Source organism: Enterobacter cloacae complex sp. ECC445, from assembly GCF_021892025.1.
In the GTDB taxonomy this organism is placed as follows: Bacteria; Pseudomonadota; Gammaproteobacteria; order Enterobacterales; family Enterobacteriaceae; genus Enterobacter; species Enterobacter chengduensis.
Map to the genome: position 1 here is coordinate 166,019 of NZ_JAKLRZ010000003.1, position 25,702 is coordinate 191,720.

The following is a 25,702-nucleotide window of genomic DNA, read 5'->3' on the forward strand; positions in this document are numbered from 1 at the left end:
CCCATGAGTATGTCATCCATACCTTCGCATTCCCCATCCGGTAAGCTCTATGGCTGGGTTGAAAGGATCGGCAATAAAGTCCCGCATCCTTTTCTGCTGTTTATCTATCTGATTGTGATTTTGATGGTCGCCACCGCCGTGCTCTCCGCCTTTGACGTGAGCGTGCGCAGCCCGGCCGACGGCAGCCTGGTGGCGGTGAAAAACCTGCTCAGCGTTGAAGGGCTGCACTGGTTTTTACCCAATGTAATTAAGAACTTTAGCGGCTTCGCGCCGCTGGGCGCCATTCTGGCGCTGGTGCTGGGCGCCGGGCTGGCCGAACGCGTTGGCCTGCTGCCCGCCCTGATGGTGAAGATGGCTTCCCACGTCAGCGCGCGCTACGCGAGCTATATGGTGCTGTTTATTGCCTTCTTCAGCCATATTTCCTCCGACGCCGCGCTGGTGATTATGCCCCCGATGGGGGCGCTGATTTTCCTCGCCGTAGGGCGTCATCCCGTGGCGGGCCTGCTGTCGGCGATTGCGGGCGTGGGCTGCGGGTTTACCGCCAACCTGCTGATTGTCACCACCGACGTGCTGCTCTCGGGCATCAGCACGGAGGCGGCGAAGACCATCGATGCGGCCATGCACGTCAGCGTGATCGACAACTGGTACTTTATGGCCAGCTCGGTGATTGTCCTGACGATTGTCGGCGGGCTGATTACCGACCGGATCGTGGAGCCGCGCCTGGGTAAGTGGGAAGGCCGCAGTGATGAAAAGCTGGAAACCCTGAGCGAAGCGCAGCGCTTTGGCCTGCGCGTGGCGGGGCTCGTCTCGCTGGCCTTTATCGCCGTGGTGGCGCTGATGGTTGTGCCGGAACACGGCATATTGCGCGATCCGGTTAAGCATACCGTCCTGCCGTCACCGTTTATTCAGGGCATCGTGCCGCTGATTATCCTCTTCTTCTTTGTCGTTTCGCTCGCCTACGGCATCGCCACCGGCAAAATTCGCCGCCAGGGCGATCTGCCGCAGCTGATGATCGAGCCGATGAAAGAGATGGCGGGCTTTATCGTGATGGTGTTCCCGCTGGCGCAGTTTGTGGCGATGTTTAACTGGAGCAACATGGGCAAGTTTATGGCCGTGGGCCTGACCGACGCGCTGGAGGCGGCCGGGCTAAGCGGCGTGCCGGCGTTTGTCGGCCTGGCGCTGCTGTCATCCCTGCTGTGCATGTTTATCGCCAGCGGCTCCGCCATCTGGTCGATTCTGGCCCCGATCTTCGTGCCGATGTTTATGATGCTCGGGTTCCACCCGGCGTTTGCCCAGATCCTGTTCCGCATTGCGGACTCCTCGGTGATCCCGCTGGCGCCGGTTTCGCCGTTTGTTCCGCTGTTTTTAGGCTTCCTGCAGCGCTATAAACCGGAAGCCAAACTGGGTACCTACTATTCGCTGGTTTTACCCTACCCGCTTATCTTTTTAGGGGTATGGCTGGTGATGCTGGTGGCATGGTATCTTGTCGGCCTGCCGATTGGGCCGGGGATCTACCCGAGGCTGAACTAAAGGAATAAGGATGCTGAGATTACTCGAAGACAAGATTGCGACGCCGCTTGGGCCGCTGTGGGTGATCGCGGACGAGCAGTTTTGCCTGCGCGCGGTTGAGTGGGAAGAGCACAGCGACCGCATGGAAGAACTGCTTGCGATTCACTACCGCTCACAGGGGTATGAACGTATTCGCACCGCCAACCCGGGTGGATTAAGCGACAAGCTTGCGGCGTACTTCGAAGGCGATCTCAGCATCATCGATACTCTGCCGACCGCCACGGCAGGCACGCCTTTTCAGCGCGAAGTGTGGCAAGCGCTGCGGGACATTCCCTGCGGGCAGGTGATGCATTACGGCCAGCTCGCGGAGCAGCTAGGCCGCGCAGGCGCCGCACGCGCGGTGGGTGCCGCAAACGGCGCTAACCCGGTCAGCATTGTGGTGCCCTGCCATCGCGTCATTGGCCGCAACGGCACCCTGACCGGCTATGCCGGCGGCGTGCAGCGGAAAGAGTGGTTGCTGCGTCACGAAGGGTATCTTTTGCTCTAGTTGCCAGGCTTTTAGTGCTTAATTTTCTACCGGTTAGGCTAAAAATCCATAATCAAGCTGTGGAATTTCAAGAAGATGGCAACACGTTGCCGTCTCTTGTCCTTATTGAAGGTTTGTCAGGCTTACGTACTTACCAAAAAGATGTTAAAATTGACCAATATCAATTAAGGCTTGAGCAAACCTATGATCCCGGAAAAGCGAATTATACGACGCATTCAGTCTGGCGGTTGTGCTATCCATTGCCAGGATTGCAGCATCAGCCAGCTCTGTATCCCGTTTACCCTGAATGAGCATGAACTCGATCAGCTTGATAATATTATCGAGCGTAAAAAGCCTATTCAGAAAGGGCAGACGCTGTTTAAAGCCGGAGACGAACTGAAATCGCTCTATGCTATCCGTTCTGGCACCATCAAGAGCTATACCATCACCGAACAGGGCGACGAGCAGATCACCGGCTTCCATCTGGCGGGTGACCTGGTGGGCTTTGATGCCATCGGTACGGGCCACCACCCGAGCTTTGCTCAGGCACTCGAAACCTCGATGGTTTGCGAAATCCCGTTTGAAACCCTGGACGATCTGTCCGGCAAGATGCCTAACCTGCGTCAGCAGATGATGCGTCTGATGAGCGGTGAGATCAAAGGCGATCAGGACATGATTCTGCTGCTTTCCAAAAAGAATGCAGAAGAGCGCCTGGCCGCGTTTATCTACAACCTCTCCCGCCGCTTCGCCGAGCGTGGCTTCTCGCCGCGTGAATTCCGTCTGACCATGACGCGCGGCGATATCGGTAACTACCTGGGCCTGACCGTGGAAACCATCAGCCGTCTGCTGGGCCGTTTCCAGAAAAGCGGAATGCTGGCCGTTAAGGGTAAATACATCACTATCGAAAACGGTGAAGCACTGGCCGTGCTTGCCGGTCATGCCCGCAACGTGGCATAACTCTCCGCATATGTGCTGCCAGAGCGATAAATAATCTTGATTTATCGTTCTGGCATATCAACGCTTCCGTTATCCGAGATTTTCACCGCAGCACGTCCCCACCCAGCGCCTGAAAGGTTCACGTTGAGGTTATGAATTGAGAGAAAGTTTGTTTTTCGTTTCAGTCGTGATTGCCTCAGTGACCTTTATCTTCATTTGGATCATGCTTGTCGGCCCGATGAAGGGGGAGGAAAAAACCTACGTTCAGGACTCCACGACCTTTGCGATAGCGGTGATGGTGCTGCTGTTTATTGCCTTTATCGCGGTGACGACCACGGTACTTTTCCTCTGATAATTTTTCATGAATTATTGATCTGGTAAAACCTCGCCTCTGTTTCATTCAGGATATATAGGTTACTCTTTTAATTACAGACTGTGGTGACAGTAGTAAGGAGACCTGTATGGCCAAGTATCAAAACATGCTGGTAGCTATCGATCCGAACCAGGACGATCAGCCGGCATTACGACGTGCTGTGTATTTACATCAACGGATTGGTGGCAAAATCAAAGCGTTTTTGCCGATCTATGACTTCTCGTATGAGATGACCACCCTTCTGTCGCCTGACGAGCGCACCGCTATGCGCCAGGGCGTCATCAGCCAGCGTACCGCGTGGATCCGCGAACAGGCGAAGTATTACCTGGAAGCGGGTGTGCCCATTGATATTAAAGTAGTCTGGCACAACCGACCTTTTGAAGCCATCATCCAGGAAGTTGTCGCCGGCGGGCACGACCTGCTGCTGAAGATGGCCCACCAGCACGACAAGCTGGAATCCGTGATTTTCACCCCGACCGACTGGCACCTGCTGCGTAAATGCCCTTGCCCGGTGTGGATGGTGAAAGACCAGCCGTGGCCTGAAGGCGGGAAAGCCGTGGTCGCGGTAAACCTCGCGAGCGAAGAGGACTACCACAATTCGCTGAACGAAAAGCTGGTGAAAGAGACCATCCAGCTTGCTGACCAGGTGAATCATACCGAAGTGCATCTGGTGGGCGCCTATCCGGTCACCCCGATTAACATCGCCATTGAGCTGCCTGAATTTGACCCGAGCGTGTACAACGACGCGATCCGCGGCCAGCACCTTCTGGCCATGAAGGCGCTGCGCCAGAAATTCAGCATTGATGAGAAAATGACCCACGTGGAAAAAGGGCTGCCTGAAGAGGTGATCCCGGACCTGGCGGAACACCTGCAGGCGGGGATTGTGGTGCTGGGCACCATCGGCAGGACCGGTATTTCTGCCGCGTTCCTCGGCAATACCGCCGAACAGGTGATCGACCATCTGCGCTGCGACCTGCTGGTCATCAAGCCGGATGAGTATCAGACGCCGGTTGAGCTGGACGATCCGGAAGACGATTGACTCGTAAGATGAAAAAAAACCGTCGGTTTCCCGACGGTTTTTTTTTTGCCGGGTGGCGGCTTCGCCTTACCCAGCCTACGGGTTTGGTAGGCCCGGTAAGCTTGCGCCACTGGGCATTACCCTGTCAGAGCGCTTTCAGAATCGCATCCACGCTGGCTTTGGCGTCGCCAAACAGCATGTGGGTGTTCTCTTTGAAGAACAGCGGGTTCTGCACCCCGGCATAGCCGGTATTCATGGAGCGTTTAAAAACGACTACGTTCTGCGCCTTCCACACTTCCAGAACCGGCATACCGGCGATTGGGCTGCCCGGATCGTCCTGTGCAGCAGGGTTAACGGTATCGTTGGCCCCGATGACCAGAACCGTGTCGGTATCAGAGAAATCATCGTTGATCTCATCCATTTCCAGCACGATGTCGTAAGGCACTTTCGCCTCCGCCAGCAGCACGTTCATGTGGCCCGGCAGACGCCCTGCCACCGGGTGAATACCAAAGCGCACCTTGATGCCCCGCGCGCGCAGCTTCTCGGTGATTTCCGCCACCGGATACTGCGCCTGCGCCACCGCCATGCCGTAGCCAGGGGTGATAATGACCGTGTGCGAATTTTTCAGCATGTCTGCAGTATCTTCCGCAGAAATTTCACGGTGCTCGCCCACTTCTTCATCCGCACTGGAAGAAGACCCATCGGTGCCGAAACCACCGGCAATGACGCTAATGAACGAACGGTTCATCGCCTTACACATGATGTAGGACAGGATCGCACCGGAAGAACCCACCAGGGCACCGGTGACGATCAGCAGGTCGTTGCTCAGCATAAAGCCCGCCGCCGCTGCCGCCCAACCGGAATAGGAGTTCAGCATCGAGACCACCACCGGCATATCGGCACCGCCGATGGACGCCACCAGGTGCCAGCCGAAGGCCAGCGCAATAATGGTCATTACCAACAACGCCAGCACCTGCAGGCCCACGCTTTCGGTACGCACGAAGATCACCAGCAGGACGAACGACACCACCAGCGCCGCCAGGTTCAGCTTATGACGATTTGGCAGCATCAGCGGTTTAGAGGAGATCTTCCCGCGCAGTTTACCGAACGCCACAATGGAGCCGGTGAAGGTCACCGCACCGATGAAGATACCGAGGAACACTTCCGTCAGGTGGATGTTCACCAGAATCGGTTCCAGACCCGGTTCGTGATAAAGGTAGCTGTTAAAGCCCACCAGCACCGCCGCCAGGCCCACAAAGCTGTGCAGAATGGCAACCAGCTCCGGCATCTCGGTCATTTCAACGCGTTTCGCCAGGCGAATACCAATCGCGCCGCCGACGATCATCGCCACCAGGACCCACGCCACGTTGCCGGTATCCGGCCCGAAAATGGTGGCAATCAGCGCAATCGCCATCCCGGCGATACCAAAGTTATTCCCCTGCTGAGACGTTTCGTGTTTGGAAAGCCCCGCCAGGCTGAAAATAAACAGGATTGCAGCAACAATGTATGCAGCTGTGACTAATCCTCCAGACATATGCTACCCCTTAGCCTTTACGAAACATTTTCAGCATGCGCTGAGTCACGGTGAAACCACCGAAAATATTGATACTGGCGATCAGCACCGCGATAAAGCTCAGGAAGCTGATCCAGCCGCCGTGACCAATCTGCAATAGCGCACCCACCACGATGATCCCGGAGATGGCGTTAGTGACCGACATCAGCGGGGTATGCAGCGCATGTGAGACGTTCCACACCACGTAGTAGCCCACCACGCAGGAGAGCGCGAAGACGGTAAAGTGGCCGAGGAACTCCTTCGGCGCGACGTCAGCCAGCCAGCCGAACAGAATAATCACCAGCGCCATGATCGCGTATTTACGCCACGGAGAAGCCGGTTTAGCGGGTTCTTTTGGTGCAGGCGCCGCTTTCGGTGCCGCCTGAGGCTGAGCAGAGACCTGAATCGGCGGTGCAGGCCAGGTAATTTCGCCTTCACGGACCACGGTCACGCCGCGGATCACGACATCATCGAAATCAACGGTGACGTTGCCGTCTTTCTCTTTGCAAAGCAGCTTAAGCAGGTTGACGAGGTTGGTGCCGTACAGCTGAGAAGACTGCGTTGGCAGACGGCCCGGCAGATCGGTATAGCCGATCACCTTCACGCCGTTCGCGGTCGTGGTCACCTGATTGGCAACGGTGTACTCACAGTTGCCGCCGTTTTGCGCCGCCAGGTCGACAATCACGCTGCCCGGCTTCATGGAGTCCACCATCTCACGGGTGATCAGCTTCGGCGCCGGTTTACCCGGGATCAGCGCGGTGGTGACAATAATGTCGACATCTTTCGCCTGGGCGGCGAAGAGGGCCATTTCGGCTTTAATAAAGGCTTCGGACATCACCTTCGCGTAGCCGTCGCCGCTGCCGGCTTCTTCCTTGAAGTCCAGCTCAAGGAATTCGGCGCCCATACTCTGGACCTGTTCCTTAACTTCAGGACGGGTGTCAAAGGCGCGTACGATAGCGCCCAGGCTATTTGCCGCACCGATGGCGGCAAGGCCCGCCACGCCCGCGCCAATCACCATCACTTTTGCCGGAGGGACTTTACCCGCGGCGGTGATTTGACCGGTAAAGAAGCGACCAAATTCGTGGGCCGCTTCAACAATGGCGCGGTAGCCGGCAATGTTTGCCATCGAGCTTAAGGCATCCAGCGACTGCGCGCGCGAAATGCGCGGCACGGAGTCCATCGCCATCACCGTCACGCCACGGGCCGCCAGCTTTTCCATCAGCTCAGGGTTTTGCGCAGGCCAGATAAAGCTCACCAGCGTGGTGCCGGGATTCAGCAGCGCAATCTCACTCTCATCCGGTGCATTCACCTTCAGAATCACCGGCGACTGCCAGACCTCTGCACCGTCGACCACTTCCGCGCCAGCCTGGATAAAGGCTTCGTCATCGAAACTCGCCAGCTTGCCTGCGCCGCTTTCAACCGCGACCGTAAAACCCAGCTTAAGCAGTTGCTCCACCGTTTTCGGTGTTGCCGCTACGCGGGTTTCATTGGCTAACCGTTCTTTTGGTACCCCAATACGCATAGTTTTCCCTTCCATCGGTTTTTGATGATGGTTTATCGATAAATGCCCGCGGTTTGTATTCATTTTCACCCTCGCACGCGCGACGGGATAGAATTAACCCCGGAAAATAAAACAGTAACAAACTGTCTATAACCTACTGAAAATAGCGCCCGCGATCTACCGCCAGAAAACACTATTTCTTATTTTATCTGTGAAAAATAAGCGATCGGCGTCACTGACAGTGATATTTACCTTAAATTCATTGCCAGAACCGATAAATCGCGCAAGCGAAGCGGTAAAAACATGATATAGCGCCATATAAGAACATCTCATTAACATTAAATTAACTTGTAAAAGTCATATGCTTTATCAGTTTTACTTGTCAAACGCGTGTTTTTTCCACATATCACTAAATGTTATCGAAATCGGTGATTCGGTAAGCACAGGCAGTGAAAAATGGCGCAGACAGCGACGGGTTTTAAATGCAATAATCGGGACCGTCTCAAATTAACAACAATACCAGTACATGGTTTGCGCAAGGCGAAGGATCATTTTTATGAAGCTTAAGAACACACTCCTGGCGTCCGCACTTCTTTCCGCGACCGCCCTGTCTGCGAATGCCGCAACAGAGTTAACGCCGGAGCAAGCGGCAGCGTTAAAACCTTTTGACCATACGGTCATTGTGGGTCGTTATAATTCTATTGGCGACGCCGTCGCCGCTGCATCAAAAGCCGCAGATAAAAACGGGGCGGCTTCGTTTTATGTGGTTGACCAGTCCGATTACGGCAACAGCGGCAACCAGCGCGTGACCATTGCATTGTTCAAGGACAATGCGCCAAAAGCTGACGCGCCGAAAAACCGCGTGATCAACGGTGTTGTTGAGCTGCCGAAAGATCAGGCGATTGAGCTGGAACCTTACGACACCGTCACCGTTCAGGGCTTCTACCGCAGCCAGCCAGAAGTGAACGACGCCATCACCAAAGCCGCAAAAGAGAAAGGGGCCTACTCTTTCTTCATCGTGCGTCAGGTTGATGCTAACCAGGGTGGCAACCAGCGTATTACCGCGTTCATCTATAAAAAAGATGCGAAAAAACGCGTTCTGCAAAGCCCGGATGCCATCCCTGCTAATTCAGAAGCAGGTCGCGCGGCAATAGCGAAAGGCGGCGAAGAAGCGAAGAAAGTTGAAATTCCAGGCGTCGCAACGACGGCGGCGCCAAGCGCTGAAGTGGGCCGTTTCTTTGAAACGCAGTCCACAAAAGGTGGCCGTTATTCCGTTACGCTGCCAGACGGTACCAAAATTGAAGAGCTGAACAACGCCACTGCCGCGCAGATGGTGCCGTTCGACAGCATCAAGTTTACCGGCAACTACGGCAACATGACGGAAGTCTCTTACCAGGTCGCGAAGCGTGCGGCGAAGAAAGGGGCGAAGTTCTACCACATCACCCGCCAGTGGCAGGAACGTGGTAACAACGTGACCATTAGCGCCGATCTGTACAAGTAACAAAATCGTTTACGAAAGGCGGCGCAATGCCGCCTTTTTTGTTACTTTTTTTGAATTTCTGCGACACGTCATTGCATGCTTTCGTTACACTCCGTAAAATCCCGCGCCTTAGTGTGATCCACCATTTTTATGCGCCTGAGCGAAATAATTATTCTGGATTTTGACCTTTCATAACAGGAAGCCAATGGAAAAGAAACTTGGCCTGAGTGCTCTGACTGCACTCGTTTTAAGCTCAATGCTGGGTGCAGGCGTATTCAGTTTGCCGCAAAACATGGCGGCCGTCGCCAGCCCTTTCGCGCTCATCATTGGCTGGGGGATTACCGGGGTCGGCATATTGCTGCTGGCCTTCGCCATGCTGCTGCTCACCCGCATTCGCCCGGATCTCGACGGCGGCATTTTTACCTATGCACGTGAGGGTTTCGGCGAGCTGATTGGCTTCTGTTCCGCGTGGGGATACTGGCTGTGCGCCGTTATCGCCAACGTCTCTTATCTGGTGATCGTCTTCTCCGCACTCAGTTTCTTTACCGACACGCCGGAGCTGCGCCTGTTTGGCGACGGAAATACCTGGCAGTCTATCGTGGGCGCCTCGGTGTTGCTGTGGTTCGTTCACTGGCTGGTGCTGCGCGGCGTACAAACGGCCGCCAGCATCAACCTGGTGGCAACGCTTGCCAAGCTGGTTCCGCTCGGCCTGTTTATCGTTCTGGCCTTTATTGCGTTCCGTATGGACGTATTTAAGCTCGACTTCAGCGGCGTTGCGCTGGGCGTTCCCGTCTGGGAGCAGGTGAAAAACACGATGCTGATTACCCTGTGGGTATTCATCGGTGTTGAAGGCGCGGTGGTGGTTTCTGCCCGCGCCCGCAATAAACGCGACGTGGGCCGCGCCACGCTGCTGGCCGTCCTGGCGGCGCTTGGCGTCTATCTGCTGGTGACGCTGCTGTCGCTGGGCGTGGTGGCGCGTCCTGAGCTGGCCGAAATGCGTAACCCGTCGATGGCAGGCCTGATGGTGAAAATGCTCGGCCCATGGGGCGACGTGGTGATTGCCGCGGGTCTCATCATCTCCGTCTGCGGAGCGTACCTGAGCTGGACCATCATGGCGGCTGAAGTGCCGTTCCTGGCCGCGACGCACAAGGCGTTTCCACGGCTGTTTGCGCGCCAAAACAAAAACAGCGCACCGTCTGCCTCACTCTGGCTGACCAATATCAGCGTTCAGATCTGCCTGGTGCTGATCTGGCTCACAGGTTCAGACTATAACACGCTGCTGACCATCGCCTCGGAGATGATTCTGGTACCCTATTTCTTAGTGGGTGCGTATCTGTTAAAAATTGCCACACGTCCGGCGCATTATGTCGTGGGTGTCGGAGCCTGTATTTACGGCCTGTGGTTGTTGTATGCTTCCGGGCCAATGCACCTGCTGCTGTCGGTGGTGCTGTACGCGCCGGGACTGCTGGTGTTTATCTACGCTCGCCGCACGCATCAGCTGGAGAACGCGCTGAAACGCCGTGAAATGGCATTAATTGGACTCTTACTGGTTGCTGCCGTGCCGGCAACCTGGATGTTAATGGGATAGCATCGTCTTTCCCATTGTTGAACTGTAAAGGAGAATACAATGGGAAATGCACCGCTTCGCCCCATACTGATCACCGGTGGAGGCCGCCGTATCGGCCTCGCCCTCGCCCATCACTTTCTCAACATTCACCATCCGGTCATCGTCAGCTACCGTACGGAATACCCGTCGATTGAAGGGTTACGCAAGGCCGGAGCGGTCTGCATTCAGGCTGATTTTTCAACCGACGAAGGCATTCAGGCTTTCGCGGAACAGGTGAAATCCACCACGACGGGCCTGCGCGCCGTGATCCATAACGCCAGCGCGTGGCGGGCCGAAAAGCCCGGTACAGCGCTTAGCGAAACGCTCTCCGCCATGTTGCAGATCCACGTTAATGCCCCTTATTTGCTCAACCACGCTTTGCAGGATCTCCTGCGCGGGCACGGGCATGCTGCGGGCGATATCATTCATTTCACCGACTATGTGGTGGAGCGCGGCAGCGACAAGCACATTGCCTATGCGGCCAGCAAAGCGGCGCTGGATAACATGACCCGCTCGTTCGCCCGCAAGCTCGCGCCGGAGGTAAAGGTGAACGCCATCGCCCCGGCGATGATTTTGTTTAACGAAAACGATGATGCGGAGTATCGCCAGCAGGCGCTGAATAAGTCGCTGATGAAAATCGCCCCGGGCGAGAAAGAGATCATCGACCTTGTGGATTACCTGCTCACCAGCTGCTACGTCACCGGCAGAACCTTTGCCGTGGACGGCGGCCGGCCGCTGCGCTAGTGGAAGCGGCTCCAGAAGAAAATTAACACCCAGGCGCTGAGTCCCCAGCAGACCACCGCCCCGCCCAGCGCCAGGGGAAGACGCAGAAAACCGGTGAAATACCACAGCGAAAGCAGGTAGAGAAAATACGGAATAATAGACCACATGCCGAACACGATGGTCGTGCGCAACGCTTCCGTGCCCCGCTCGGAAGCCACAATATAGTGAGCGATCAACGCGAAGGTCGGGAAGAGTGGGATCAGCCCGGCAATGTAGTAATTTTTCGTTTTTGCCAGAATGCCAATCAGCAATACCACCAGCGCGCCCAGCGCGGCTTTGATCACCAGCCCCATACTTTTCCCTATAACAATCGACTCACAATATGGGTCAGAATAACGGAACCGGTGTTAATTTAGAAAGATTAATGGAAGGTTAAGGTTTCGCGGTGTATGTTGGCTTTTTTCACGAAAACAGACGCTGTATGAATAAGATTGTTTATGTTGAAGACGAACCCGAAGTCGGACAGCTGATCGCCGCCTATCTGGGTAAACACGATATGGACGTCATCGTTGAGCCTCGCGGCGATCGTGCCGAAGAGGTCGTCGTCCGTGAAAACCCGGATCTGGTGCTGCTGGATATCATGCTGCCAGGCAAAGACGGCATGACGCTCTGCCGCGACCTGCGCGCCCGCTGGGAGGGCCCTATCGTTCTGCTCACCTCGCTGGACAGCGATATGAACCACATCCTGTCGCTGGAGATGGGTGCCAATGACTACATTCTAAAAACCACGCCGCCTGCCGTCCTGCTTGCGCGCCTGCGCCTGCATTTGCGCCAGCACGCCACCATCGAGCGCGAAGCGCCCGCGCCGTCGCTGACGCCGCACAAGGCGATGCGCTTCGGTACGCTGTCTATTGACCCCATTAACCGCCAGGTGCTGCTCTCGGGCGAGCTTATCGCCCTCTCCACCGCCGATTTTGATCTGCTGTGGGAACTTGCCACCCATGCCGGGCAAATCATGGACCGCGACGCGCTGCTGAAAAACCTGCGCGGCGTGAGCTATGACGGTATGGACCGCAGCGTTGACGTGGCGATCTCGCGCCTGCGCAAAAAGCTGCAGGATAACGCCACCGAGCCCTACCGCATTAAAACCGTGCGTAACAAGGGGTATCTGTTTGCCCCGCACGCCTGGGAAACCTGATTTCTCTCTCAGGCTACCCGAACAAGCACGAAATGAAGGCATTACTCAGCGATGCCTTCATTTCACGCGTTTATTTTTACGTTTGCGCAACAATTATCTTGCTAAGCGCGCAAACTAATCCATAATTAACATTCATATTTTCTCTTCTTTTAGACCACTCCGGGCCCAGCTACCCGCCCAAACCTGTTCCACACATTCCTTCCCATAAAATCTTGAATTGAGGATTTAAGCCCATGAAATATGTATAGCTACCATGAAGTAGAAATCATCAAAACCAATCTTGAATGGATTGTTAATCAGATAGCACTTAGCCACTCCACCCCCTCACGCGCCGATCAAAAAGCGCTCTTTGACCTGCTGGAACTCATTCAGTCTTACGAAATGCTCCTGGACTTAATCAGGGACTTCGGTACGGATGTGATTGATACGCACATTGCGGAAGGCCTGGCCCTAACGGAAGAACTCATCGCCAAGGTCAAAAGAAACGCACACGCAGTGTAACAGGCGCCACAGACATGAAAACACCGTGCTTTTTTCATGTATATTCTCCTTATCGCGTTTTTCCGGTGAGATGGAATGAAAAAGCTGTTTGTGCAGTTTTATCTTTTACTGTTTGTCTGCTTCCTGGTTATGACCATGCTGGTCGGGCTGGTCTATAAATTCACCGCCGAACGTGCGGGCAGGCAGTCTCTGGACGATCTGATGAAAAGCTCGCTCTATCTGATGCGCAGCGAGCTGAGAGAGATCCCGCCACACGACTGGGCGAAAACCCTGAAAGAGCTGGATCTCAATCTGTCATTCGATTTACGCATTGAGCCGTTGAAAGATTTCGAGCTGGACGCGCCCGCCATGCAGCGCCTGCGCGACGGGGACATCGTCGCGCTGGATGAGAAATACACCTTTATTCAGCGTATTCCGCGCAGCCATTACGTGCTGGCCGTCGGGCCTGTGCCCTATCTCTATTATCTGCACCAGATGCGTCTGCTGGACATGGCGCTGATGGCGTTTATCGCCATTTCGCTCGCGTTTCCGGTCTTTATCTGGATGCGCCCACACTGGCAGGACATGCTCAAGCTGGAATCCGCCGCGCAGCGTTTTGGCGAGGGGCACTTTACCGAACGGATTCACTTCGACAGCGGTTCCAGCTTTGAACGTCTGGGGGTGGCCTTTAACCAGATGGCCGATAACATCAATGCCCTTATCGCCAGCAAGAAGCAGCTGATCGACGGGATTGCGCACGAGCTGCGCACGCCGCTGGTTCGCCTGCGCTATCGTCTGGAGATGAGCGAGAATCTGACGGAAGCCGAGTCTCAGGCGCTTAACCGCGATATTGGCCAGCTTGAAGCGCTGATTGAAGAGCTGCTGACCTATGCGCGCCTCGATCGTCCGCAAAACGAGCTTAACCTCAGCACGCCGGACCTGCCCGCCTGGCTGCAAACCCACATCGATGACGTTCAAAGCGTGAACCCGCAGCGCACGCTGTTGACGCGCGTCACGCCGGGGGAGTACGGCGCGCTCGATATGCGCCTGATGGAGCGCGTGCTCGATAACCTGATGAACAACGCCATGCGCTATAGCGAAAGTACGCTACAGATTGGCCTGGATCTCCAGGGCAATCAGGCCAGCCTGACGGTGGAAGATGACGGGCCGGGTATCGCCCCGGAAGCGCGAGAAACCGTGTTTGAACCGTTTGTCCGCCTCGACCCCAGCCGCGATCGCGCCACCGGCGGATGCGGCCTGGGGCTGGCCATCGTCTACTCTATCGCGCAGGCCATGGGCGGCACGGTGCATTGCGAAGAGAGCGAACTCGGCGGCGCGCGCTTCTGCTTTAGCTGGCCGGTGTACCATAACGTCGCCCTTCCCGTTCCTGTCTGACCTCAACCGCACGCTGGCCTGACCCGGCGTGCTGTGCTATATGATAAGTATGTTGTAACTAATGAGAGTGCTTATGGCGACCTACGATCTCCTCGAACGGCTGAACAGCACGTTTCGGGAAATAGAACACGAGCTGCTGACCCTGACCGAACGTTTGCAGACCTGCCGACTGCTGGCCGCACGCGTCTTTACCCTGCCCGACGTGGCCAAAGGGGCCGAGCACGACCCGCTGGACGCCATCGAGGTGAAACAGCACATCGGCAGCGCCGCCCTTGAGCTGGCGCTGAAACACTATCGTCGCCTGTTTATCCAGCAGCAGTCAGAAAACCGCAGCAGCAAGGCGGCCGTGCGGTTGCCTGGCGTGATCTGCCTGCAAACCGATGCGGCCGCGCGCGAGGCGCTGGAAACACACATCACCCGCATCAACACCCTGAAAGCGGCATTTGAAAAGATCGTTACCGAAGAGTCCGGCCTCCCCCCTGCCGCCCGGTTTGAATGGGTGCACCGTCAGCTTCCGGGGCTGATTACCCTGAATGCCTATCGCACGCTGACGGTGCTGCGTCACCCCGCCACGCTGCGCTTCGGCTGGGCGAATAAGCACATCATTAAAAATTTCACCCGGGATGAGATTCTGGCCCAGCTGGAAAAGAGCCTGAAGACGCCGCGCACCGTCGCACCGTGGTCGCGTGAACAGTGGATCGAGCGCCTCGAGCAGGAGTACCACAGCATCGCCTCGCTGCCGACGGACGCGCGCCTCAAGATTAAGCGCCCGGTGAAGGTGCAGCCTATCGCCCGCGTCTGGTATTCCGGCCAGCAAAAGCAGGTGCAGTATGCCTGCCCGACGCCGCTGATTGCGCTTTATGATGCCGATCGGGGGGCCATCGTGCCGGATATTGGTGAGTTGCTGAATTATGATGCAGACAATGTCCAGCACCGTTACCGACCTCAGGCGCAGCCGCTGCAGCTGATTATACCGCGGCTGCACCTGTACGTGGCGGGTTGATTATTTCAGGCTGCCGACCATCGCCTCGGGGCGCACCCAGGCGTCGAACTCCGCCTCCGTCAGATAGCCCAGCGCCAGGGCGGAGGCTTTCAGCGTCAGCCCCTCCTTATGCGCTTTTTTGGCGATCTCGGCGGCTTTGTCGTAGCCAATGTGGGTATTCAGCGCCGTCACCAGCATCAGGGATTCATTAAGCAGCTGGCTGATACGTTCGCGATTCGGCTCAATCCCGACCGCACAGTGCTCGTTAAAGCTCTCCATCCCGTCCGCAAGCAGACGAATCGATTGCAGCACGTTGTGGATCACCATCGGGCGATAGACGTTCAGCTCGAAGTTGCCGGACGCCCCGCCCAGGTTGACGGCCACGTCGTTGCCCAGTACCTGACAGCAGAGCATGGTCATGGCTTCGCACTGGGTCGGGTTCACTTTACCCGGCATGATGGAGCTGCCCGGCTCGTTTTCCGGGATGCTGATTTCACCGATGCCGCAGCGCGGGCCCGAGGCCAGCCAGCGCACGTCGTTGGCGATTTTCATCAGCGACGCCGCCAGCCCTTTCAGCGCGCCGTGGGTGTGGACCAGCGCATCGCAGGTCGCCAGCGCTTCGAACTTGTTGGGCGCGGTGACGAACGGCTGCCCGGTGATGTTTGCCAGCTCCTGCGCCACGCGCACCGCGTATTCCGGATGGGTGTTTAACCCGGTCCCGACCGCCGTGCCGCCGAGCGCCAGCTCCGCCAGGTGCGGCAGGCTGTACTCAATATGCTTCAGGTTATGTTCCAGCATCGCCACCCAGCCGGAAATCTCCTGGCCGAGGGTGAGCGGCGTGGCGTCCTGCAGGTGCGTACGGCCAATTTTGACGATGTCGCGGAAGGCCTGCGCCTTATCGTTGAGCGTGGATTTGAGCACGTTGAGCTGCGGGATAAGCTGCTCGCGGACAGCAATCACCGCCGCCACGTGCATCGCCGTGGGGAAGACGTCGTTGGAGCTCTGGCTTTTGTTAACGTCATCGTTCGGGTGGATCTTACGCTCCATGCCGCGCACGCCGCCCAGCAGCTCGCTTGCCCGGTTCGCCAGCACTTCATTCATGTTCATGTTGCTTTGGGTGCCGGACCCGGTCTGCCAGATGGCGAGGGGGAATTCATCGGGATGCTTGCCCGCCAGCACTTCGTCGGCGGCGTTAATGATGGCGGTCGCTTTGTCCGCCGCCAGCAGGCCTAAATCCTGGTTCACTTTCGCGGCGGCGCGTTTGGTGAGCGCCAGCGCCTGAATCAGCGAGACCGGCATTTTTTCGGTCGAGATACGAAAATGTTCCAGCGAACGCTGGGTTTGCGCGCCCCATAGCTTGTCGGCCGGGACGTCGATGGCGCCCATCGAGTCTTTCTCATGGCGTACCGTTGTCATGACTTTCTCCTTGATAACAAAAGCGGGATTGCTCACGTGCTTAAAGGATAAGTATTAATGACTTCTGAGAAACGATATGGCGCTTTGTGCGCTCTTTTTGGTGCCGGGTGGCGGCTTCGCCTTACCCGGCTATTTACAGAATTACTTCACACACGCCGAACACTGGGACGACTGGATCTGCTTGAAGAAGTCGTTACCTTTGTCATCCACCAGGATAAACGCCGGGAAATCTTCCACTTCGATTTTCCAGATCGCTTCCATACCCAGTTCCGGGTACTCCACGCACTCCAGGCTCTTGATGCTGCCCTGCGCCAGGACCGCCGCCGGGCCGCCTATGCTGCCAAGATAGAAACCGCCGTGCTTGTGGCAGGCATCCGTCACCTGCTGGCTGCGGTTGCCTTTCGCCAGCATGATCATGCTGCCGCCGTTGGCCTGCAGCTGGTCGACGTACGAGTCCATACGGCCCGCCGTGGTTGGGCCTAACGAGCCGGACGCATACCCCTCAGGCGTTTTCGCCGGGCCCGCGTAGTAGATCGGGTGATCTTTAATGTACTGCGGCAGCCCTTCGCCGTTGTCCAGACGCTCTTTCAGCTTCGCGTGCGCGATGTCGCGGCCGACGATAATCGTGCCGTTCAGGGAAAGACGAGTCGACACCGGGTACTGCGACAGCTGCGCCAGGATCTCTTTCATCGGACGGTTGAGGTCAACGCGAACCGCTTCACCCTCACCCGCTTTACGCAGCTCTTCCGGGATGTACTTGCCCGGGTTGTTTTCCAGTTTTTCGATCCACACGCCTTCGCGGTTGATCTTGGCCTTGATGTTGCGATCCGCAGAGCAGGAGACGCCCATGCCGACCGGGCAGGATGCGCCGTGGCGCGGCAGGCGGATCACGCGCACGTCGTGGGCAAAGTATTTGCCGCCAAACTGCGCGCCGAGGCCCAGGTTACGCGCCTCTTCCAGCAGCTCCTGTTCAAGCTGCACGTCGCGGAACGCCTGGCCGTGCTCGTTACCTTCGGTCGGCAGGCCGTCGTAGTATTTGGTTGAGGCCAGCTTCACGGTTTTCAGCGTGCTTTCCGCCGAGGTGCCGCCAATCACAAACGCGATATGGTACGGCGGGCACGCCGCGGTGCCGAGAGTGCGCATCTTTTCAACCAGGTAGTTCTTCAGCTTGCCCGGGGTGAGCAGCGCTTTGGTTTCCTGGTAGAGATAGGTTTTGTTGGCCGAACCGCCGCCTTTGGCGATGCAGAGGAATTTGTACTCGTCACCGTCGACGCAGTAGAGATCGATCTGTGCGGGCAGGTTGGTGCCGGTGTTGACCTCTTTGTACATATCCAGCGCGGCGTTTTGCGAGTAGCGCAGGTTATCTTCGGTGTAGGTGTTGTAAACACCGTGCGCCAGCGCCGCTTCATCGCCGCCGCCGGTCCAGACGCGCTGGCCTTTTTTACCGACGATGATCGCCGTGCCGGTATCCTGACAGGTTGGCAGAATGCCTTTCGCCGCGATATCGGAGTTACGCAGGAACTGCAGGGCAACGTATTTATCGTTCTCGCTGGCTTCCGGGTCGCTCAGAATATCGGCCACCTGCTGCTGATGCGCAGGACGGAGCATAAACGAGGCGTCGTGGAATGCGTGCTGCGCCAGCAGGGTCAGCGCCTGCGGATCCACCTTGAGGATCTCTTGTCCTTCAAACTCGGAGACGGAGACGTGATCGCGGGTTAACAGGTAATACTCGGTCCGATCCTTACTCAGCGGGAAAGGATCCTGATAATGGAAGGGTTTATTCGACATTGTTCTCTCACTTACTGCTTCGGTCTGATTATTCAGGGCAGATGTTCCGCTGCCCGGCTTAAAAGCGAGTCAGCTTATCCTACACAATTTTTTAACAAAAACTGAGACTAGTACGACTTTTTACATCCACAGGTTACTTCCATGTGGTTTATTGCTTTAATACGCGGAGTTAATTCCACATTTGAATCAGGGCTTGATAATGCAAAAACTCATTAACTCAGTGCAAAACTACGCCTGGGGAAGTAAAACTGCGTTAACGGATCTCTACGGTATCGCGAACCCGAACAACCTGCCGATGGCAGAACTGTGGATGGGGGCGCACCCGAAGAGCAGCTCAAAAATTGAAGACGCCAGCGGCCAGGTACGCAGCCTGCGTGACGTCATCGACGCCGATAAAGCCGCGCTGCTGGGCGACAAGGTGGCTCAACGCTTTGGCGAACTGCCGTTCCTGTTTAAGGTACTGTGCGCCGACCAGCCGCTCTCCATCCAGGTTCACCCGAACAAGAAAGCGTCTGAAATCGGCTTTGCGAAAGAGAACGCGGCAGGTATTCCGCTAGACGCCGCCGAGCGTAACTACAAAGATCCTAACCACAAGCCGGAGCTGGTGTTCGCGTTGACGCCGTTCCTGGCGATGAACGCGTTCCGCGAGTTTTCAGAGATTATCTCCCTGCTGCAGCCGGTCGCGGGTGCCCATAACGCTATCGCGCATTTTCTTGAAAACCCGAACGCCGACGCGCTGAGCCAGCTGTTTGCCAGCCTGCTGAATATGCAGGGTGAAGAAAAATCCCACGCGCTGGCGGTGCTGAAAGCGGCGCTGGACAGCCAGCACGGTGAGCCGTGGGAGACCATCCGTCTGATTTCCGAGTTCTACCCGGACGACAGCGGCCTGTTCTCTCCTCTGCTGCTGAACGTGGTGAAGCTGAACCCGGGCGAGGCAATGTTCCTGTTCGCGGAAACCCCGCACGCCTACCTTCAGGGCGTGGCGCTGGAGGTGATGGCTAACTCAGATAACGTGCTGCGCGCGGGCCTGACGCCGAAATACATCGACATTCCCGAGCTGGTTGCCAACGTGAAGTTTGTGGCAAAACCTGCCGCAGAGCTGCTGACTCAGCCGGTGAAGAACGGTGCAGAGCTGGACTTCCCTATTCCGGTTGACGATTTTGCCTTCTCCCTGCACGACCTGAGCCGCGCTGAAACCTCGGTCGCTCAGGAGAGCGCGGCGATCCTGTTCTGCGTGGAAGGCGAAGCGACGCTGCACAAAGGCGAACAGCGTCTGGCGCTGAAACCGGGTGAATCCGCCTTTGTCGCGGCAAACGAGTCGCCGGTCAGCGTGAGCGGCACCGGGCGCCTGGCGCGCGTTTTCAATAAGCTTTAAGCACTTACTGAATTTTTTAACAACTCTTGCTAAGCTAGTTGCAGGCTTAATATCTCCGGGCGGTTTTTACCGCCTGGTTTCATTTTAGGGATAGTCGCAATGAAAAAATCGGTCGTAGCGGTTGGAGTGATTGTAGCGTTGGGCGTGGTCTGGACGGGGGCTTCCTGGTTTACCGGGAAACAGCTGGAAGGCCGCCTGGCTGAGATGGTGGCGCAGGCAAACGGAGAGATTAAGCGCAGCGCGCCGGAGGCGGGTCTGGAGCTGAGCTACCAGAACTATCACCGCGGCGTGTTCACCAGCCGTATGCAGCTGGTGGTGAAGCCGGTTGCTGGTAGTGAAAACGGCTGGCTGAAGCCGGGCCAGAGCGTGGTTCTGGACGAAGTGGTGAGCCACGGCCCCCTTCCGCTGGCGCAGCTGAAGTCCTTTAACCTGATCCCGTCCATGGCATCCGTTCATACCGTGCTGGTGAACAACGACGTCACCAAACCGCTATTTGACCTGGCAAAGAATGAATCGCCTTTCGACATTAACACCCGCATCAGCTATGCCGGTGACACGCGTTCCGATATTGCGCTGAAAGCGCTGAACTACGAGAAAGAGAATGAGAAAGTCGCCTTCAGCGGCGGCAACTTCAAGCTTGACGCGGACCGCGACGGAAACGTGTTCTCCCTGACGGGTGAAGCGGAAAGCGGCCTGGTCAACGCCGTGAACGAATACAACCAAAAGGTGCAGCTCACCTTCAACAACCTGAAAGCCGACGGCAACAGCCGCATGACCGATTTCAAAGAGCGTATCGGCGATCAGAAGCTGTCTCTCGACAAGGTTGCCATTGCGGTTGAAGGGAAAGAGATGGCCGTGCTGGAAGGCATGGACGTCAACGGTAAATCCGACGTTTCCAAAGACGGCAAGAGCATCAACACGCAGCTGGACTACACGCTTAAAAGCCTGAAAGTGCAGAATCAGGATCTGGGTACCGGCAAACTGTCGCTGAAGATCGGCAATATCGACGGCCAGGCGTGGCACGAATTTAGCCAGAAATACAGCAAAGAGAGCCAGGCGCTGCTGACCGATGCCGCGCTGCAGCAGAACCCTGAGGTGTACCAGCAGCAGGCCATGGCGGTACTGTTCAACAACCTGCCGATCCTGCTGAAGGGCGAGCCGGTCATCACCGTGGCGCCGCTGAGCTGGAAAAACAGCAAAGGCGAAACCAGCTTCAACCTGTCGCTGTTCCTGAAAGATCCGGCCACCGCAACGGGTGAACCGCAAACGCTGGCGCAGGAAGTGGATCGCAGCGTGAAGTCGCTCGACAGCAAGCTGACCATCCCGATGGATATGGCGACCGAGTTTATGACCCAGATTGCGAAGCTGGAAGGCTACGGCGATGAAGACGCCGGCAAGCTGGCAAACCAGCAGGTGAAAGGTCTGGCGGCCATGGGCCAGATGTTCCGCATCACGAAGGTGGACAACAACACGATTTCCACCAGCCTGCAGTACGCCAACGGCCAGGTCACGCTCAACGGCGACAAAATGCCGCTGGAAGACTTCGTCGGCATGTTTGGCATGCCGACGCTGGGGATGCCGGAACCGGCAGCACCGGCTGCGCCAGCCGAACCGGCCGCGCCGCAGCAGTAAACGTCAAAACCCCTCGCATGAGGGGTTTTTTATTGTCACCAGGTGGTTCGAATCTTTTGTAGGCCCGTGCAAGCACAGCGCCGCCGGGCGATGTGCAGCGGAGATTATTTCACCGGCACCAGCCGCGCCGCCACAATCTGGTGCCCGGCCTGCACGTCCGTATTTTCGATGCGCTGCATGATCCTGTCCGCCAGGGTATAGCCCATCTCGCGCGCAGGGGTGGTGGCCCAGACGATCGGCAGATCGTCGAGCGCGCTTTCACCGACGTCGGCGAACGCCCCGAGCGCCACCTGGTGGCCGAAGAAGGTTTCCACCCCGCCCTCGCCGCTCTGGCGTCCGGCGCGGATTAGGCCAAACCAGGCCCCCATCGCGATCGCGTCGTTGTAGCAAATCACGGCGCTGATCGTCGGACTGCTTCGCAGCAGCGCGCCTATCGCTTCCGCCGCTTTCTTCTGGCTGGATTCACACTCCACCACCCATTCGCTGTGGAACGGCAGACCGTATTTAATGAGCGTCGCGCAGTAGCCGCCTACCCGTTCCGCGCGCGTCAGGGACGAGCTTTTCCCCCCGAGCCAGGCAATGCGCTGATGCCCGCGACGAATCAGATGTTCGGTCAACATTTGCGCGGCCTGCATGTTATCCGGGCGCAGCGTGTCGGCCTCGTCCAGGTAGCTGGCGCGTGAGGCAAAGACCAGCGGCACGCCTTTTTCGGCGGCGCGCTCGCACAGTTCGCTACCCACGCCCGACGCCCCGGCGACGATCACTCCGTCCACTCCCTGGTTCAGCAGCATATCGAGCCGGGAAAGAAGCTGATCGGCCTCGCGACCGCCGTGAAGCAGAAAGACCATGCGCCCCTGCGCTTCAAGCGCTTCGGTTAGCCCGGCGGTCAGTTCTGCATAAAACGGAGACGTCAGATCCCGCACAATCAGGCCAATCACCCCGCTTTGCCCGCCGCGCAGCGCCGACGCCTGGCGGTTACGCACGAAGCCCAGCTGTTCAACCGCCTCGTTAACCCGCTGACCGGTTGCAGGCGAGATCCGCCCTTTTCCGCTGAGCACCAGAGAAACGGTGCTGACGGAAACGCCCGCCGCCAGCGCGACATCGTTGATGGTGATTTTTTTTGCTACAGCCATGTGTCGGCGTGACTCCCTGAAATGAGATCGGTAAAACGTTTTATCAATACGTTATCTTTATACTACCAGTTAATGCCTGAGAATGTGATTTAGCGCGCACTAAACTTTGATAAAACGTTTTATCTTCTCGCAGCATTGAAGCAGATAAACTGATTTTAACAATAAAGGAGTCGTTTTATGACGGCGAAAGCAGCACAAAAAATATCGCTGTGGGAGTTTTTCCAGCAACTGGGTAAAACCTTTATGCTGCCCGTGGCACTCCTCTCGTTCTGCGGGATCATGCTCGGGATCGGCAGTTCACTCAGCAGTAAAGACGTCATCACGCTCATCCCGTTCCTGGGGACGCCCGTGCTGCAGGCCATCTTCATCTGGATGAGTAAAGTCGGCTCCTTTGCCTTTAGCTTCCTGCCCGTGATGTTCTGCATCGCAATCCCGCTGGGCCTGGCGCGCGAGAACAAAGGCGTCGCGGCGTTTGCCGGTTTCGTGGGTTACGCCGTGATGAACCTGGCGGTTAACTTCTGGCTGACCGCGAAAGGCATTCTGCCGACCACCGACGCCGCCGTGCTGAAGGCCAACAACATTCAGAGCGTGATTGGCATCCAGTCTATTGATACCGGGATCCTCGGGGCGGTGATCGCCGGGGTGATTATCTGGATGCTGCACGAACGCTTCCACAATATTCGCCTGCCGGATGCCCTGGCCTTCTTCGGCGGTACCCGCTTTGTGCCGATTGTGACCCTGGTGGTCATGGGCCTGTTTGGTTTGATCATTCCGCTGATCTGGCCGGTCTTTGCGCTGGGCATCAACGGCATTGGCCGCATCATCAACGGCGCGGGCGATTTTGGTCCGATGATCTTCGGTACCGGCGAGCGCCTGCTGCTGCCGTTTGGCCTGCAGCACATTCTGGTCGCCCTGATTCGCTTCACCGAAGCGGGCGGGACGATGGACGTGTGCGGTCACGACGTAAGCGGCGCGCTGACCATCTTCCAGGCGCAGCTGAGCTGTCCAACCACTCACGGTTTCTCCGAAAGCGCCACCCGCTTCCTCTCGCAGGGTAAAATGCCGGCCTTCCTCGGCGGCCTGCCGGGTGCGGCGCTGGCGATGTACCACTGCGCCCGCCCGGAAAACCGTCACAAAATTAAAGGCCTGCTGATTTCCGGCGTCATCGCCTGCGTCGTCGGCGGCACCACCGAGCCTATCGAATTCCTGTTCCTGTTTGTTGCGCCGGTGCTGTACCTCATCCACGCCGTGCTGACCGGTCTGGGCTTTACCGTTATGGCGGTGCTGGGCGTCACCATCGGTAACACCGACGGCAACGTGATTGACTTCGTGGTGTTCGGGATCCTGCACGGATTGTCCACCAAGTGGTATCTGGTGCCGGTCGTGGCGGCCATCTGGTTTGCGGTGTACTACGGCATCTTCCGCTTCGCGATTACCCGCTTCAACCTGAAAACGCCGGGTCGTGATGTTGAAACAGCCTCCAGCGTCGAGCAGGCTGTCGCAGGCACCGTCGGCAAATCCGGCTATAACACGCCAGCGATTCTCGCGGCGCTGGGCGGTGCGGATAACATTACCTCTCTCGATAACTGCATTACCCGTCTGCGTCTGTCGGTGGCGGATATGTCAAAAGTGGACACCAACGCCCTGAAAGCCAACCGGGCAATCGGCGTGGTACAGTTAAATCAGCATAATTTGCAGGTGGTTATCGGCCCGCAGGTACAGTCGGTTAAGGACGAGCTGGCCACCCTGATGCGAACGGTCGAAGCCTGATGCCTCAACCCCCTCAGCATGAGGGGGTTTTACGTTAAGGATTAAAGCATGTTTGATTTCTCAACCGTCGTGGATCGACACGGCACCTGGTGTACGCAGTGGGACTACGTGGCCGACCGCTTCGGTGCGGCCGATCTGCTGCCCTTCACCATCTCGGATATGGATTTCGCCACCGCCCCCTGCATTACCGACGCGCTGCACCAGCGCATCCATCACGGCGTGTTTGGCTACAGCCGCTGGAAAAACGACGAGTTTCTCGCCGCCGTCGCGCAGTGGTTCCAGCAGCGCTTTAACAGCCAGATTGAAACCGACTCTATCGTTTATGGCCCTTCCGTCATTTATATGGTCTCTGAAATGATTCGTCTTTGGTCAAACCCCGGCGACGGCGTGGTGGTTCACTCCCCGGCGTACGATGCGTTTTACAACGCCATAGAGGGGAATGCCCGTCACGTGGTGCCCGTGGAGATGGAAAAACATGCCGCAGGCTGGCTGGGTAATATGGCCGCGCTTGAAGCGGCGCTGGCGAAACCGGAAAACAAAATCCTGCTGCTGTGCAGCCCGCAGAATCCGACCGGCAAGGTCTGGACGCGGAATGAGCTGACGCAGATGGCTGAGCTGTGCGCACGCTATGACGTGGCGGTAATTAGCGATGAAATTCATATGGATATGGTGTGGGGAGAGCATCGCCACACGCCGTGGAACGAGGTGGCGCGCGGCAAATGGGCGCTTCTGACCTCCGGCTCGAAGAGTTTCAATATTCCGGCGCTGACGGGCGCCTACGGCCTGATCGCTGATGAAGCGAGCCGTAACGGCTATCTCAGCGCGCTAAAAGGCCGGGACGGACTCTCTTCCCCTTCCGTGCTGGCGCTGACGGCGCATATTGCCGCCTATCAGCAGGGAGCCCCGTGGCTGGATGCCCTGCGGAGTTATCTCGACGCCAATTTGCACTATATCGCCCAGGAACTAAACAGCGCTTTTCCGAAACTGAACTGGCAGCCCCCGGAGGCGACCTATCTGGCCTGGATCGACCTGCGCCCGCTGAATATTGACGATCGGGCGCTGCAAAAAGTGCTGATCGAGCAGCAAAAAGTCGCCATCATGCCGGGATATACCTACGGCAAAGAGGGAAATGGTTTTGTCCGCCTGAACGCAGGCTGCCCGCGCAGCAAGCTGGAACAAGGAGTTCAACGCCTTATAGCAGGGATTAATTCGCTTCTGTGATCTATTTGCGCAACGGAATATTCCCTTGCGCAAATAGCTTTTTACCCCGTTTTGTTTTTATAATATGGCGCACTTTAACCAGAAAAGA

22 protein-coding genes are annotated in these 25,702 nt (G+C 57.0%); 16 read left to right on the forward strand and 6 right to left on the reverse strand.

The window, feature by feature from the left end; translation table 11 throughout:
• The first annotated feature begins 3 nt into the window (after positions 1-3).
• The 5 genes from abgT to uspE all read left to right on the forward strand — a co-directional run bounded on the left by abgT (position 4) and on the right by uspE (position 4,383).
• Positions 4-1,530, forward strand: a complete 1,527-nt coding sequence (gene abgT / locus L6R44_RS04280; protein WP_032640088.1) for a p-aminobenzoyl-glutamate transporter — start codon at positions 4-6, stop codon at positions 1,528-1,530.
• A gap of 10 nt (positions 1,531-1,540) precedes the next feature.
• Entirely contained in the window at positions 1,541-2,056 is a 516-nt protein-coding gene (gene ogt / locus L6R44_RS04285; protein WP_032640086.1) for a methylated-DNA--[protein]-cysteine S-methyltransferase, read from the forward strand.
• Positions 2,057-2,239: 183 nt separating this feature from the next.
• Positions 2,240-2,992 (forward strand): fumarate/nitrate reduction transcriptional regulator Fnr, encoded by a 753-nt coding sequence (gene fnr / locus L6R44_RS04290; RefSeq protein WP_006174991.1) that lies wholly within the window; start codon positions 2,240-2,242, stop codon positions 2,990-2,992.
• 148 nt (positions 2,993-3,140) lie between these two features.
• The gene (locus L6R44_RS04295; protein ID WP_014883604.1) at positions 3,141-3,323 is read left to right on the forward strand and encodes a hypothetical protein; all 183 of its coding nucleotides are present in this window, start codon (positions 3,141-3,143) and stop codon (positions 3,321-3,323) included.
• Positions 3,324-3,432: 109 nt separating this feature from the next.
• On the forward strand, positions 3,433-4,383 hold the full coding sequence (gene uspE, locus L6R44_RS04300) for a universal stress protein UspE (protein ID WP_032640084.1): 951 nt from the start codon (positions 3,433-3,435) through the stop codon (positions 4,381-4,383).
• Between the two features lie 124 nt (positions 4,384-4,507).
• Here the strand turns inward: uspE and pntB are convergent, their stop codons facing one another.
• Both pntB and pntA read right to left on the reverse strand, forming a co-directional pair.
• Positions 4,508-5,896 carry a Re/Si-specific NAD(P)(+) transhydrogenase subunit beta gene (gene pntB, locus L6R44_RS04305; protein WP_237423393.1) on the reverse strand — a complete coding sequence of 463 codons (1,389 nt, stop codon included), beginning with the start codon at positions 5,894-5,896 and terminating at the stop codon, positions 4,508-4,510.
• A 10-nt stretch (positions 5,897-5,906) separates the two neighbouring features.
• Entirely contained in the window at positions 5,907-7,436 is a 1,530-nt protein-coding gene (gene pntA, locus L6R44_RS04310) for a Re/Si-specific NAD(P)(+) transhydrogenase subunit alpha (protein ID WP_237423394.1), read from the reverse strand.
• Positions 7,437-7,971: 535 nt separating this feature from the next.
• On the opposite strand from pntA, the gene ydgH reads away from it, so the two are divergent.
• The 3 genes from ydgH to folM all read left to right on the forward strand — a co-directional run bounded on the left by ydgH (position 7,972) and on the right by folM (position 11,245).
• A complete protein-coding gene (ydgH, locus tag L6R44_RS04315) occupies positions 7,972-8,916 on the forward strand; it encodes a DUF1471 family protein YdgH (protein ID WP_032640078.1) in 945 nt (314 codons plus the stop codon).
• Between the two features lie 184 nt (positions 8,917-9,100).
• Entirely contained in the window at positions 9,101-10,483 is a 1,383-nt protein-coding gene (locus L6R44_RS04320) for an amino acid permease (protein ID WP_045329102.1), read from the forward strand.
• Positions 10,484-10,522: 39 nt separating this feature from the next.
• Complete coding sequence (gene folM / locus L6R44_RS04325) at positions 10,523-11,245, forward strand: dihydromonapterin reductase (protein WP_237423395.1); 723 nt, start codon at positions 10,523-10,525, stop codon at positions 11,243-11,245.
• Here folM and L6R44_RS04330 read toward each other — a convergent pair.
• Complete coding sequence (locus L6R44_RS04330; RefSeq protein ID WP_014883596.1) at positions 11,242-11,577, reverse strand: GlpM family protein; 336 nt, start codon at positions 11,575-11,577, stop codon at positions 11,242-11,244. The genes folM and L6R44_RS04330 overlap by 4 nt on opposite strands.
• Before the next feature lie 128 nt (positions 11,578-11,705).
• On the opposite strand from L6R44_RS04330, the gene rstA reads away from it, so the two are divergent.
• From rstA to tus, 4 genes are all read left to right on the forward strand, one after another.
• Entirely contained in the window at positions 11,706-12,422 is a 717-nt protein-coding gene (gene rstA, locus L6R44_RS04335) for a two-component system response regulator RstA (protein WP_032642562.1), read from the forward strand.
• 240 nt (positions 12,423-12,662) lie between these two features.
• A complete protein-coding gene (locus L6R44_RS04340; protein ID WP_032640068.1) occupies positions 12,663-12,923 on the forward strand; it encodes a hypothetical protein in 261 nt (86 codons plus the stop codon).
• A gap of 75 nt (positions 12,924-12,998) precedes the next feature.
• Positions 12,999-14,297, forward strand: coding sequence for a two-component system sensor histidine kinase RstB (gene rstB, locus L6R44_RS04345; protein WP_032640066.1), 1,299 nt, complete (start codon positions 12,999-13,001; stop codon positions 14,295-14,297).
• Between the two features lie 73 nt (positions 14,298-14,370).
• The gene (gene tus / locus L6R44_RS04350; protein ID WP_237423396.1) at positions 14,371-15,300 is read left to right on the forward strand and encodes a DNA replication terminus site-binding protein; all 930 of its coding nucleotides are present in this window, start codon (positions 14,371-14,373) and stop codon (positions 15,298-15,300) included.
• Here the strand turns inward: tus and fumC are convergent, their stop codons facing one another.
• Together fumC and fumA are read right to left on the reverse strand one after the other, a co-directional pair.
• Entirely contained in the window at positions 15,301-16,695 is a 1,395-nt protein-coding gene (gene fumC / locus L6R44_RS04355; protein WP_237423397.1) for a class II fumarate hydratase, read from the reverse strand.
• Between the two features lie 141 nt (positions 16,696-16,836).
• The gene (gene fumA / locus L6R44_RS04360) at positions 16,837-18,483 is read right to left on the reverse strand and encodes a class I fumarate hydratase FumA (protein ID WP_237423398.1); all 1,647 of its coding nucleotides are present in this window, start codon (positions 18,481-18,483) and stop codon (positions 16,837-16,839) included.
• Between the two features lie 199 nt (positions 18,484-18,682).
• Between fumA and manA the strand changes: the two genes are divergently transcribed.
• The gene (gene manA, locus L6R44_RS04365; protein WP_237423399.1) at positions 18,683-19,858 is read left to right on the forward strand and encodes a mannose-6-phosphate isomerase; all 1,176 of its coding nucleotides are present in this window, start codon (positions 18,683-18,685) and stop codon (positions 19,856-19,858) included.
• Between the two features lie 99 nt (positions 19,859-19,957).
• Positions 19,958-21,490, forward strand: coding sequence for a YdgA family protein (locus L6R44_RS04370; protein WP_237423400.1), 1,533 nt, complete (start codon positions 19,958-19,960; stop codon positions 21,488-21,490).
• Positions 21,491-21,594: 104 nt separating this feature from the next.
• Here the strand turns inward: L6R44_RS04370 and L6R44_RS04375 are convergent, their stop codons facing one another.
• Complete coding sequence (locus L6R44_RS04375) at positions 21,595-22,623, reverse strand: Mal regulon transcriptional regulator MalI (RefSeq protein WP_237423401.1); 1,029 nt, start codon at positions 22,621-22,623, stop codon at positions 21,595-21,597.
• A 177-nt stretch (positions 22,624-22,800) separates the two neighbouring features.
• Here L6R44_RS04375 and malX point away from each other — a divergent pair, with 177 nt between their 5' ends.
• Both malX and L6R44_RS04385 read left to right on the forward strand, forming a co-directional pair.
• Positions 22,801-24,393, forward strand: a complete 1,593-nt coding sequence (gene malX / locus L6R44_RS04380; protein ID WP_237423402.1) for a maltose/glucose-specific PTS transporter subunit IIBC — start codon at positions 22,801-22,803, stop codon at positions 24,391-24,393.
• A gap of 48 nt (positions 24,394-24,441) precedes the next feature.
• Positions 24,442-25,614, forward strand: a complete 1,173-nt coding sequence (locus L6R44_RS04385) for a MalY/PatB family protein (RefSeq protein ID WP_237423403.1) — start codon at positions 24,442-24,444, stop codon at positions 25,612-25,614.
• Positions 25,615-25,702: the final 88 nt, after the last annotated feature.